Genomic DNA, 13,786 nt, shown 5'->3' with positions numbered 1-13,786 from the left:
CCCCCAGCCTTTAGCATGATTTCTTAAGCAATATTTAATAGTTAAATTTTACCCATGGATAAGTCAGGCCAGATGTGAATCCAGATTCATTGAAGAACGGCTGTGATGAAATACCAAAGGTCGGAGCAGTAGCAGCTGCCGGAGCAATCGTGTTTGTACCTAAATTCGTGTAACCTGCCGTCGCGGCCAGTGTAAATCCGAATAACGATGATCCTTGTACAGAAGTCAATGAAGGGGTAGCATCGGTATTGATGTGCAATCCTGTTTTATAACCCGTAACTTTTGAGTTTACCAAGGCCAGCTCCGCACCACGACGAACCAAAATACCTGATTTAAATCCAGGAGCTGTGATACCCGTTTCATCTTTGGTACCTACAATACGTACGTTATTAAAAGTAGGTTTAGTTTTAGGTACAGCTGTAAACACAGAAGGATGATTATCAATCTCGGCGCCATTTGAATCACTATTACCGCTGCTGGCACTATGTGTGGATACTTTATTGGCAAAAGCAATCGAATTGGAAATGGTACCTTGGTAACCCAAGTCAAAATCAAACTGATCGTCATCGTTTGAGAACGCAACTAGGTCAGAACCATTGACACGGCCACCGAAGAATTCGAAACCGTCGTCTAGTCCCCAGGCCACCTCTACTTTACTTAAGGTTGTACCTGAACCTACACCTCCAAGTGTCAGCCCATTTACCTCGATATTGTCAGCCAATTTATATCCGGCATACTCAATGCGAACGTTTCTAATAATACCACTGGTTTCTGCGTTGTTCGCCGAGCTGCTGCTGCCGTAGTAGAATTTCGGATCATCAGCTAAACCTTCGATCAATCTAGTTCCAGCAGCATCATTGATCTGCGCATTACCGAGTACGATCAGGCCTCCAAAATCACCCGGTTTACCCACAGTTGCGGCATTTCCATCCAATAGGTTACGACTTGTAAATACGATGGGATTGGTATCCGTACCTTGAGCGTTGATCTTTGCTCCTTTAGCAATGACCAATACACCATTTTGTACCCCCGGCGTATTGACAGCTGCTTTAATATAAGTCCCTGCGGGGATCGTCAACGTAGCTCCGTTAGTCACCGTTACCACGCCTTTGATTTCATACACATTGCTTGCCGACCAGGTGACACTGCTTGTGATATCTCCAGATATCGTGACTACAGGCAGTGAAGACTGGCTATAATCCGCTGCCGCGGTACTGCGGTTATCAAAAGAGTCATTTTGTAAAGCATTGTCCTTATTACATGCTGTTAACGAAGTAGAAGCGATCGCTAGAATAGCTAAAGTTTTATTTAGAGTTTTCATTTTTTTGTTGATTTGTATTAAATAATTATTAATTTGTGCCAGATAATGGCAAGTCGGCTTGTTTAGTGCCCTAGGCATTCTGCAAGATGGTTGTTTTTTCTTTTTAGGAAGCAATTGACTTGAGTTTGTATCTAAGCGAGAGGTCCGTTTCAGCAAAGCCTTTCGCTTTTTTCTTTTGTTCTTCCACTGTATCCTCCTTTCTATTTTAAAACTATCTTTTCCTTAGAATTTATAGGTTATGGCTGTTCCGAAAGTCCGTCCAAAACGCTGCCTATACGTATATAAATCGCCTTCTTCATAATTATCTGTAAAGCCTTCTTTCAATCTCTCAGCATTACTGAAATCCAGAGACCCACCCTGATGATCGGGATTCTTTTCATAACTACCTCTGTTGGTATAAAATGCGGATATGGAATTCAGTAGATTACCGGCATTGAGCCTAATTTCAAGGCGGGACTTCAAGAATTTGTAACTCAGCTGTGCATCTAGCTGCTCCCTGGGCTGTTCATATTCGGTGTCTCTGGGCAGCCCAGTAACAAAATATGTTTTCCGGCCCGACTTATTGTAAACCAAATTAAAACCTAACCGCTGCTCCTGATACTGTATCCCCGCGTTTAATAGATAGGGTGTCTGACCATATAATGCTCTTTTCTGTCGCATCGGTGCCATAATCTCTTTACCTGTGGCCGGGTCGACTTCATTGGTCATCGCCAGACCTTCTACTTTAGATTGCTGATAAGTCAGATTTCCATAGACAGTGATATTCTGCAAAAGTGCAGCATCATGAATAAAACCTAAATTCTTCCGGGCTTCCAGCTCTATGCCGTACACTTTAGCCCAATTGGAGTTTTTTAATGTATATCTAAATCCATAGTCCAAGGTGGGGTCGGCGATCAGTTCCGCGGGTTTATCAAAGTACTTATAATATCCTCCAACGGAGAGGATCTCGCCTAATCCCGGAAACCACTCAGTTTTAACATCTATACTATTGACACGTGTACTGCTGATACCTGCACTTCCGACAAGGCCATCATAATAAGCACTGTAGCTAAAGAACTGACTATTGTCCATCATCTCGGGCCGAACAACGGTACTGGAATAGGCGGCACGTACATTGACCGCACTGCTCGGGCTATAGGTCAGATTCGCAGAGGGCAGCCATTGCCAGGTTTTGTCCTCCGGCCGGTCAAATGTTCCATATTCATTCTCATTCAATGAATTGCTCGGGTTGTTAATTTCTTTATAACGATAATATTCTGCCCGCAAGCCCCAAACCAGCCGCCATTGCGCATTGATCTTGTTATCAAACATGAAGTAGCCTGCATGGTTTCGGCTTTTTCCGGCATAGTAATTATTTCCCCATCCATCCAACAGAAGCAGAAAGCCATCAGCACGGATGTTTTCAGGTTTTAGCCACTCGCCAACAGGCAAGTAAGGCAACGACTGATCAAATGTGGTACCCGTGACCAGTGGAAGAATCTTCCAGTCAAATTGTGACTTGCGCTGGATACCAAAATAGCCAACTTTGAGTATGTTCTTTTCCGAAAATCCAAGGTCAAAGGGTATGGACGCAGCAATGTTCCAAGAATAATGTGTTTCACTATTGGTATAAAAATGCTTCGAAATAGGTTCGAATCGCGCCTCTGACAATTGTCGAACATCATAAAAAAAGAGGGTATCTTTTCCTATAATTCTAGGTACCTGAGTGGCAATTCCGATATCTTTCTGCTTGCGATCTATACCGGTTCGTGCAACATTCCATTCCAATTTGATCTGTTGGAACTGGTGCTGCCCTGTCAGCTGATTCTGCAGCAAGGTGGTGAAAGTCGGATCATCTGCCTCCCGGATCCGGTTAGGTTTATCATTAAAATTATTATCGGCATCCACGCCCATTATCTTTTTAAAGCTGTTATTATACAGGTGCGTATAGGTATTGCGGGAACTAAAACGTTGCTTTCCAAGCTGCAGCCCCATGTTGACGATACCGCCCCAGGTGGTGTTAAATTCGTACGAATGTCCTGAAGCTGCAATAGCGGTATTGCTGTTCCAGCTGCCGCGGGCACTCCTCTCTATATTTGTAATAATTTGATTGTTACGATAGCTCAGTGCACCTGTAAATCCAAATTTTTTCAGTCCCGACGTATCTATATTGATGAGTCTGCCCATTGTAAACTGATAATTTTGGGAGGGCAATGCTTTGTACTTGTAAACGGTAAAGTTGTCGTGTGTAAACTTGCGCGTCTGATCAACAATTTCCTCTATGGTTGATATGTTCGACACCGTTTTCAAATCTGACGGAAAATCCCGTCGCCCATCGTCAAAACCAAGGTAATCATATCTACCGCGTTTGCGGCTCAAAAAATCTTCTCCTACTGATTGATCGTTGACGGACATTCCGACTCCCAGCGTCATAAAATTTTCCGTCGGAATATCCTTTGTATTGATCTGAATGAGTCCACCACCAAAGCTGGTGTTCATATCGGGAGTCATTGATTTTACAACGACTATGTTGTCAACGATCGCATTTGGGATCATATCAAATGAAAAACTCCGTCTCTGCGCTTCGGTACTGGGCAGGACTGTTCCGTCCAGCGCCGCTGCATTATAACGTTCACCAATGCCCCTGACAATCACAAATTTATTGTCCATAGTGTTGACACCTGCAATACGTTTTAAACTTTCACCCGTATTACGGTCGGGCGTGGACGCAATCTGTTCTGCTGAAATACCGTTACTGATCTCCGGTGCATTCTTCTGTCTGACCAGCAAACCTGAAATACTGGCCTTTTTAAATGTAGAAGTCACAACAACCTGGCTCAATGTATTGGCACTGGCTTTCATGGCTATATTCAGGCTAGTGCTCGCTCCTTCCCGTATTTTCACATCAGTGATACGTTGACTCTCATACGAGATGTAGGTTATATCCAAGGTATATATACCTGCTTTCAATTCAATGCTAAAATTTCCTTTATTATCCGTCATAATGGATTTACCTACCCCCTGTACAATGACGGTAGCGCCTACCAGTGGGTCTCCACGTTGATCGACAACGGTACCGGTTACTCGTCCCGGTGCCTGAGGCGGCGGCAGTTTAAAGAGTACCACTGTATTGCCACCGGCATTTTTGTAACCGACGTGGCTGCTTGCCAAAAGTTGTCTTAAGACAGATTCCGTACTGCTATTTTGAACGTGGAGGCTTACTCTGGCGGCAGGGGAAAATATACGGCCATCGTAGTTGATCTGCAGACCGGATGCTGTCTGTAAATTGCGTAGCGCGCTCGAAATAGGCGCTGAAGTAACATTAAGGCTTATTTTTTTCTGCAGCGCCTGCGCATGTAGGCAACCGCCCATCAGTGGTATGATGCATTGCAACAAACCAACAACAACTAATAATACAAACTGATGGTAAGATTTTAAAAATTTTCTTTTGTTTTGAGAATATATAGTTATATTCATGGAATCGAACGATTTTTTAGTTATTCTAGTGATTAAAAATTTGTTTTCTGAACCGTCCTGTTGCCCCAGGACGGTTCTATTTTCTTATTATTGTATACGGTCAGCCCATTGGAACTGCGGTGTGCTTTACTTGATCATGAACAACCCTCCCTCCATATGGTAATGGAGTGTTCTCCATTGATTCGATAGTGGAGCTTACCTCCACTCATCAATTTCAATTGCTCCATAATGTTTGCAATTGGCAGATTTTCAAAGCGAGCATTGATACGGTAGCTATCCGGTTGGCAGGCGCCTCTGCTATCAAAGCGGATATTATAGTACCTGCCCAGCTTGGTCATTACTTCATCCAAACTCGCATTTTTAAAGTCTAGGCGATTGTCTATCCAGCTGTTAAATACTGCTGGATCCTGGTCTTTTTCCACTGAAAACTGCATTGTCTGCTGCTGATATGTCAAACGCATCCCTGCTGTCAGATCGGCCAGTTTCTTTTCGTCCGACTGGGCACCTTCCAGTATACGGACCTTACCACTACGAACCGAAATGACCTGGCTTTTGTCATTTGGATAGGCATAGATATTAAAAGAAGTGCCTAGGACTTGGGTGCTTATCTTCCCCGTGCGCACAATAAAAGGGCTTGTCGTATCCCTTTTAACTTCAAAAAAAGCTTCTCCCGCCAAGATTACTTCTCGTTTTTGTCCTTTTTCAAACCGATCCGGCCAGCGTAGTGTACTTCCAGCTGCCAAATAAATAATCGTGCTGTCGCTCAGTCTGATTTTTACTTTCTGTCCATCGGCTGTAGTTTTGCTGGACCAGCTTATCACCGGTGCAGTCTTCTGTTTGGCCGGTTGCTGGAGATGAAACCAGCTGAGTGTCACCGCACATACCAGCAGTATTGCGGCAGCGTAGGACAATAGCTTAAATACTGGGACCTGGTTGCGTTTTTTAGGTGCATCTGGAATTTTGTCTAAGATAGCGTCAAACTCCCGCGTAGTCTCAATGGTTTCTTCCCGTTCTGTAGGCTCATCGGCCCATATGTCGACAAGAACTTCGGCTACGAGTTCAATCTGTATATCCCGGCTTTCGGTTTCTAAATAGTGCAATAAGGCTTTCTTTTCCGCTGGGGTGGCCTGTCCCCGACGAAAACGTTCCATAATGCTCTTTATGTATTCTTTATCTTGCACTTCGTTCTGCTTATTTATCTATAGAAAGATCGGCAAGAACGCAACGGCTAGTGAAAAGGAAAAAAATAAAAAATAATCGATTTTGAAAACCAGATGCTCCCGAGACCGGAACAACATGTTTAAATGCTTAAACTAAGAAAAAAATTAAGCCTAAAATGCAGCCAAATGCCTCAGGGTAACTATTATTATAATACGCCCTGATCTGACGCATGGATCTTTTGATATGATTGCTGACCGTATGGGTTGATATCTGAAGCTGCTCGGCGATTTGCTGATGGGACAGTCCTTCTTCGCGGCTTAGACGATATACTTTTTGCGCTTGTTGTGGCAGGCTTTCTATCGATTTGGATAACACCGCATAACATTCCTGATAGTCTATATATTGCGCAGTGGAGTCATGATGCTGCTCAACCCTGCTTTGCGTTTCAAGAAAATTATCATATCTCAGTTTTCGCTTCCACAGATCAAGCATGCTGTAACGGACCATAACGTACAACAAAGTCTCTATATTTTTACTGGATTCTATTTTTTCACGGTTTTCCCAGAGCTTTACAAAGATCTCCTGCGTGAGTTCCTTTGCGTCTTCCTGAGAACGTAAAAACTTGTAAGAAAAGCCCATTACCTTATTTCGCGTCCGAAAATACAGTTCTTGAAATGCCGCTTTATCTCCCTGACGCAATTGTTCCAATAATTGTTCGTTAGTTGCTGTTGCTTTTCTTTTCATAACAAGTATACTGATGGTAATGACTCAAAGCTAACCAGCTGCTGTTAACCCACAATTAATATCAGTTTAATTATATGTTATTTAAAGATCAAGGACAGCCCCTCAATTTCTTGTTTGCAGCAAGTCGTATGCTGTCTGCATCTGCCTACTGTCGGTCAAAACATGAATGTCGTCTATCGCAATCTTTGGATCATCTTTGCGCATACGCGTTGATATACCGTCTTGTATAAGTGTAAACACACGCTGCACAAGCGGATCATCTGCAGCACCCAATTCTTTTAAGGGAAGATACTCTAGCTCATTTACATGATGTTGCGGTACTATACCCGTACTATAATCTCCTTCACCCCGCGCATTGGACAGCTTATAAATGATCGGATGCAGCTCCCAAGATATGGTCTTGGTCTGCCGCATATCCTTAATGACAAATGACGCTTGATCTTTTCCCCTGGTTGTCTCTCCAATGGTGATGACATTGACATAGGGTTTTAGATTGTTGATCAATAGTTCGGCGGCAGAGGCGGTTGTCCCTGTTACTAAGAGGTACAGCTGCTTCAGTCCCAGACTCGCTTCCAACAGCTGGCCGTACTGCATGCTGTGATCGCTGCTGGCACTGTGACCGATACTTTCAGTCTTCCGACCTCCATTTTTATTGCCTGTATAGGTAATAAACGGTGTATTGTATGCCAGCCCGCTGATCAAGGCGGTGACCCCAGCGGCCTCGGCCACCTGTCCGCCGGGGTTGTAGCGGATATCGATGATCAGTGCATCAATCGTCTCGTTCTTAAACAGATTAAAATTAGGAATAACTGACTGAGCTAGCCCCGGACTAAAGTCATTGAGATAGAGATAGCCTATTTTCTTGGTGTCCAGTTGGAAAATATGCTGTTTAACAGATTGTTCGAGTATCACTCCAGCAATGAGATCCACTGTTCGTAAATCCTTAAGAGCATCGCCTTCCCAAGTGGCTATCGTCAGCCGTCCTTCACCACTTGTCGACAGTTCATTTTGCAACCGGCCAGCATTGGAGATTGTCAAGCGTTCTCCATTGATCCTACTGATGTAATCGCCCCGTTTCAATCCGCTGCGCGATGCTGGCGAATCGTTGTAAACGTATTTAATAATCCCAAAAATCAGATTACTATCATCCGTACGCACTGTCGCATAGTCAAATCCAAACTTATTCCAGTTGGATGGCGGATAGCTGGCAGGATCTTGCGGATCGACCATATAGGAAAATCGATCTGCAGCATTCAATAAAGATTTGAAAAAAACGGTGGGATGCTGATTCAGATCGGGCTTCTTAGGCAGGGACTCATTCCAGAAATAATAGCGCCTCAGGCTATCCAATATCCAGGTGTTTACATAGGCATTGGAGCCCACAGGATAATCCGCCGGATCCTTTTTACAGCCGCTCATTATACTGATTAGCAGCAGAATGAGAGTATATACGATCAAATAATAAAAGGTCCTGCCTTGCATTTCGGGAACTTATATAGTCTCAAGATACAACCTTTATTTGTACGGACAATAAATTAATTATTACGCTTATATTAATTATTCGATCGCGTTATACTGGCGCCTATAAGCATCTTTCAGAAATATTCATTTACTCTTTATTCATAAAAGCCCGCCGATAGCATGTGCAGTCTACTACCGGCACAGCATTGATTACTTTAAAGCTGACATTTCGCTAACGATATGATCTATCAGCTCTCCAGCATGGTGATAGTTCAAAATTGGCGCTGCCTGCGCGCACCAAAATGCGTTTAGCTCGGGACCGGAAGTTTTTTTGCCGGATATGCGCCCTGTGTTCCCAGAATCTTTTCCTGGGGTGGATGATTACAAATTATTCCGCAGATACCCCTGAAAGTTATCTTGAAACTGCAGGTCCTTGCCTGTTCTAAATTTACTCAATTTGTTGTATAGCGCCAAGCCCCACAGTATAAACTCGCTCAGAAAGTAGTGATCTTCTGGCTTTGTTTCCGGCCGATATTGCTCGATCAAGGTGCGCAGCGGGGTTATTTGTTCCAATAGCTGTTCGTAATCGGCGTCTCTAAGTTCATCGGATAGCTCAACCCCCTCCGATTCTGCAAACCAACGGACAATGCCATCATAAGGATAGCGTTGGCCTTCTTTTTCCAACTTCTCAATTTTGGGAAACAAGATCGGAAATAAGCTTTTTACTGCATTTTCGATCAGCTGCATAGCGACTGCCGCAGGGCCCTCCTGCTCGCCTTCGTAAACAAGTTCCACTTTTCCGGTTATAGCGGGCACGATCCCCATAAAATCGCTCAAGCGTACGGAGGTCTTACTGGAACCGTTTTTGAGCATGCGTAACTCGGCAGTGCTCAATAGGTTTTGAAATGCCGTAATGCTCATCCGTGCACTGATTCCGCTTTTTTCATCTACATACTCACTATTTCTGGCTTCAAAACTGATTTGCTCGATTAATTCACGCGCGAGCTCCGGTATGTATATCTGATTCTTCTGCGCAGCTTCCAAATTAGCCTCTTGCGCAGTAATGACCTTAGCGATCTCAATCGACGTGGGGTAATGGGTTAAAATCTGTGAACCTATCCGGTCTTTCAGCGGTGTCACAATACTTCCCCTATTGGTATAATCTTCTGGATTGGCCGTAAATATGAACTGTACGTCCAACGGCAGGCGCAATTTAAACCCGCGGATCTGGATATCCCCCTCCTGCAGGATATTAAAAAGTGCTACCTGTATGCGTGCTTGAAGATCGGGCAGTTCATTAATGACAAATATTGAACGGTTTGCCCGGGGAATCATTCCAAAATGAATTACGCGATCGTCAGCATAACTCAACCTCAGATTTGCGGCCTTGATAGGATCGACATCTCCGATCAAATCGGCTACCGTAACATCGGGGGTAGCCAATTTCTCCGCAAAACGTTCACTGCGGTGTAGCCAGCTTATCGGCGTGTCATCGCCTTTTCCCTCTAGGAGCTCCAGCGCATAACGGGATATGGGGTGGTATGGGTCGTCATTGATTTCGGACCCCTCCACCACAGGTACATATTCATCCAGCAGATTAACCATAAGCCTGGCCAAGCGGGTCTTTGCCTGACCGCGAAGGCCCAGAAAATTAATATTATGCTTGGAGAGAATCGCCCGCTCCAGTTCGGGAATTACCGTATCCTCATAACCATGTACTCCGTTAAATACAGTCTCGCCATTCCTTATTTTTGTAATCAGATTGTCACGCAATTCTTCTTTTATCGTCTTAGGCCGATATCCTGAATTCTTTAGTGCGCCAAATGTTGTAATCTTCATGTAATCCATATGTTGTTCTTAAAATGAGCCGCAAACGCAGCGCAAGATGATATGCTGTTACCGTATTCTCTTTCTTCGATTTTCTTCGTAGTCTTCAAAGATCATTTCGCCAAGATCTCCAAGCCCGGTATAATAAGCCTTACCCTGATTAGAGGCTGTAAATTCGTCAACGAATTGCTGCAAATACGGATCAGCGGTGATCATAAAAGTCGTAATGGGTATCCCCAATTTACGGGCTTGAGCTGCCATGCTGTAACACTTACCTGTAATAAAAGGATCAAGCCCCATCGGATTTTTATAATAAGTACCATCCGGCATGTTCAGGCAGCTCGGTTTGCCGTCAGTGATCATAAATATCTGTTTGTTGGCATGCCGCTTACGTCTGAGTATGTCCATCGCTAACTGAAGACCGGCGACAGTATTGGTATGAAATGGCCCCACCTGTAGATATGGTAAATCTTTTATCGCTATAGGCCAAGCGTCATTACCAAAAACGATGACATCAAGTGAATCCTTCGGATAACGCGTCAGTATCAGCTCGGATAGGGCCATAGCTACTTTCTTTGCAGGAGTGATGCGGTCTTCGCCGTAGAGAATCATACTATGGCTGATATCGATCATCAGCACCGTACTCATCTGCGATTTAAACTGCGTATCTTCTACAACGAGATCGTTTTCTGATAAGGCGAAATCACCTATGCCATGATTGACCTGTGCGTTTTTCAGGCTTTCAGTGAGTGCAATTTTTTCTAGGCTGTCTCCATATTGATAGCTTCGCAAATCGCCCATACTTTCGTCACTCCGCCCTTGCTGGCTGGTTTTATGATTGCCCGACCTCCCCTTTCTCATCTTTCCAAAAATTTGGTCCAACGCATTCTGGCGTAAGGCTTTCTCCATCTTTGAGGTCAGATCTACACTGCCAGTCCCACCAAACTCCAGCCGCTCCCGGATGTATCCTTTATTCTTCAGATCTGCGATGAAATCATCTATCGTATATTCGGGAGTGGTCAGCTTGAACTCTTTATCCAGTTCACGCAGCCAATCGATAGCTTCATCAAAATCTCCTGAGGTATGGGTGATGAGTTCTTTAAAAATGTCAAACAACTTATCAAAAGGCGTCTGAAACGGCTCATCATATAGCTTGAAATAAAAACCTCGATTTCGTGTTCTGCTTTTCATGCGTTTATTTTTTTTGGATGAAGCAGCTCTTTGCATAAGGACATCTGACTTCATCGCATGAATTTACGAAATAATAATTTTTATAAAGCATCTACCCCGAAATTACAACTCCAAACGTTACAAGGAAAACACCGAAAGCCAGCATGTACCCACTGCTCTTTGGCCGTACATTTTCAAGCGCTGGAAAAAGACCCGGGTATCATCGGGGAATGGTATACAAAAAGACTAGACCTATTATCCTGGCACAAGATGAACGTGCCACAGTTATGGGAATCTACCCTGCAGGAGACAGATGGCATCGTATGGTTCAAACGGAACATATCTCTTCCGAAAGGCACTGCCGGAAAAGGTGGAACGATTCATCTTGGGACGATCGACGACGACGATATCTGCTGGATCAACGGAATAGAGGTCGGCGCAACAACGGGATATACCGTAGAGCGAACTTATAATATTCCCACAAATATTTTGAAAGACGGCGAAAATAGCATCACGGTAAAAATCACGGATACCGGTGGCGGCGGCGGCTTTTACGGAAACGCTGCTAGCCTGAATATAGAAATCGGCGGGGAAAAATTCCCACTTGATGGCGAATGGTATTACAAAGAGGCCGTAACCAATAAGCAGTTCGGCTATAAGGAGACTTCGCCCAATATGTATCACTCCTTGCTTTTCAATGCGATGATCAACCCGATCATTCCATATACAATTCGAGGCGTCATCTGGTATCAGGGAGAAAACAATGCTGGACAACCCAATGATTATCTTACCCTTTTCCCCAATCTGATCCGCGATTGGCGATCGCAATGGAACAGGGTATTCCCCTTTTATTGGGTTCAATTGGCCAATTATATGGCCAAAGACAGCATACCGCAGGACAGTGACTGGGCAAAACTCAGAGATGCACAGACCAGAACACTTAGCCTCGCACATACAGGTCAGGCAGTCATCACCGATATTGGCGACGCCGATGATATCCACCCACGAAATAAACAAGAGGTAGGCAGGCGACTTGCGTTAATTGCACTAGCCAAAGATTATGGTAAAAAGGATCTTATTTACTCCGGTCCAACATTTAAGTCACTGGAAAGAAAAGCAGATAAGTTGCTTATTTCGTTTGAATCAACAGGTGGAGCGCTGTCCGTGACCAACAAAAATGGGTATGTAGAAGGCTTTGCTGTCGCCGGAGCAGACAAAAAATTTGTCTGGGCCAAAGCCCATGCCGTAGGCGATCAAGTGTTGGTATATGCAAGTCAGATTGCAGACCCGGTCTACGTCCGCTACGCATGGGGCAACAACCCCGACGTCAATCTGTACAATAAAGCAGGACTTCCTGCTGTGCCCTTCAGCACTGAATACCCCATGTCAAACACAATTACCAAATAATGTTAACAAATAAATACACCAAAACACTGTCAATGAAAACACTATTAAGTTACCTCATTATGCTGTTGATGCTTCCAGCATGTTCAAATAAGGAGATTAAAGCCGAGCCTTCCACCCCTGATCCAAAGGAAGAACCTAAACCGGCCTACAGTAAATTTCTCGTTCGCGACAACTTCAGCACGGGCCAACTGGTTGATGAAATGGGCTTGGGAATAAATCTCGGCAACGCCCTTGATGCTACCGGCGACTGGATTAATCCCAGCAGCATCGCGAATTACGAAACAGCATGGGGCAGCCCCATCATAACAAAAGAGATCATCGAGGGATATGCCAAGGCCGGTTATTCGTCGCTCCGGATACCTGTTACCTGGAGTAATATGATGATAAATAATGAGAATTACAGCATTCATCCAGATCTGCTGAATAGAGTGGAATCCATCCTCAATTGGACACTTGATTGTGGAATGGTAGCCATTATCAATGTACACCATGAGAATGAATGGGTCAAGAAAGTGCCCACAGACAATGAGGCCCGTAAAAAATTCACGTCGATATGGGAGCAACTATGTAGCCGTTTCGAAAAATATGGCGACCATCTCATATTTGAACCGATGAATGAAATCGGTTACGATGAAATATGGACGCCTTGGCGCGGTGGGCAGACAGAGAAAGCAAAAGCATTTGGATATGTCAATGAACTGAACCAGATTTTTGTCGATATCGTAAGACGCTCGGGTGGTAACAATGCCAAGCGCCACTTGCTGGTCGAAGTTTATAATACTGGGCTGGAATACGCCTTTGACCCACTCACAAAAATACCAGTTGATCCGGCTAAACGTCTCGCATTGACGGTTCATTACTATACTCCGCCGCTGTTTGCCATACTGGGAAATGGAGAGGATGCCGGCTGGGGGGTCGGTGTCCCATCTTGGGGTACACCAAGCGAATTGAAGGAGCTCCATGATAATATGGATCTACTCAAAAAGAACTGTGTGGATAAAGGCATACCTGTTGTTATCGGCGAATATGCTTGTTCTTCACTCAACAGGACGCAGGAAGTGGTCAGGTTATTTGCCGTCTCGGTTACTGAAGCCATCTATTCGCGTGGCATGTGCCCCATGCTCTGGGATGTTCAGGGAGCAGGGCAATATGACCGAACGACCTGTACATTTAAAGACCCTCTCTTTTTACAACAGGTAATGGCTATCCCAGGAAGATACCCTCGAAATTAATGGCCTG

9 protein-coding genes are annotated in these 13,786 nt (G+C 44.4%); 2 read left to right on the top strand and 7 right to left on the bottom strand.

Annotated features, from left to right (window positions below; genetic code table 11):
• Positions 1-34: 34 nt before the first annotated feature.
• The 7 genes from FGL37_RS17470 to FGL37_RS17440 all read right to left on the bottom strand — a co-directional run bounded on the left by FGL37_RS17470 (position 35) and on the right by FGL37_RS17440 (position 11,161).
• Positions 35-1,321, bottom strand: a complete 1,287-nt coding sequence (locus FGL37_RS17470) for a beta-helix domain-containing protein (protein WP_028068795.1) — start codon at positions 1,319-1,321, stop codon at positions 35-37.
• Positions 1,322-1,543: 222 nt separating this feature from the next.
• On the bottom strand, positions 1,544-4,777 hold the full coding sequence (locus FGL37_RS17465) for a TonB-dependent receptor (RefSeq protein ID WP_028068796.1): 3,234 nt from the start codon (positions 4,775-4,777) through the stop codon (positions 1,544-1,546).
• A gap of 134 nt (positions 4,778-4,911) precedes the next feature.
• Entirely contained in the window at positions 4,912-5,928 is a 1,017-nt protein-coding gene (locus FGL37_RS17460) for a FecR family protein (protein ID WP_028068797.1), read from the bottom strand.
• Between the two features lie 157 nt (positions 5,929-6,085).
• Entirely contained in the window at positions 6,086-6,682 is a 597-nt protein-coding gene (locus FGL37_RS17455; RefSeq protein WP_028068798.1) for an RNA polymerase sigma factor, read from the bottom strand.
• A gap of 102 nt (positions 6,683-6,784) precedes the next feature.
• A complete protein-coding gene (locus tag FGL37_RS17450) occupies positions 6,785-8,101 on the bottom strand; it encodes a S41 family peptidase (RefSeq protein WP_160169464.1) in 1,317 nt (438 codons plus the stop codon).
• Positions 8,102-8,524: 423 nt separating this feature from the next.
• Positions 8,525-9,982 (bottom strand): sigma 54-interacting transcriptional regulator, encoded by a 1,458-nt coding sequence (locus FGL37_RS17445; RefSeq protein WP_317132244.1) that lies wholly within the window; start codon positions 9,980-9,982, stop codon positions 8,525-8,527.
• Positions 9,983-10,039: 57 nt separating this feature from the next.
• Positions 10,040-11,161: a vWA domain-containing protein gene (locus FGL37_RS17440; RefSeq protein WP_028068800.1), complete on the bottom strand. Its 1,122-nt coding sequence runs from the start codon at positions 11,159-11,161 to the stop codon at positions 10,040-10,042.
• Positions 11,162-11,218: 57 nt separating this feature from the next.
• Between FGL37_RS17440 and FGL37_RS17435 the strand changes: the two genes are divergently transcribed.
• Positions 11,219-12,547: a sialate O-acetylesterase gene (locus FGL37_RS17435; protein ID WP_051606569.1), complete on the top strand. Its 1,329-nt coding sequence runs from the start codon at positions 11,219-11,221 to the stop codon at positions 12,545-12,547.
• 32 nt (positions 12,548-12,579) lie between these two features.
• Entirely contained in the window at positions 12,580-13,779 is a 1,200-nt protein-coding gene (locus FGL37_RS17430) for a glycoside hydrolase family 5 protein (RefSeq protein WP_197734481.1), read from the top strand.
• The last annotated feature ends 7 nt before the right edge of the window (positions 13,780-13,786 follow it).

Origin of the sequence: Sphingobacterium thalpophilum, assembly GCF_901482695.1 — a bacterium.
In the GTDB taxonomy this organism is placed as follows: Bacteria; Bacteroidota; Bacteroidia; order Sphingobacteriales; family Sphingobacteriaceae; genus Sphingobacterium; species Sphingobacterium thalpophilum.
This window is presented reverse-complemented; position numbering and strand designations above follow the sequence as displayed.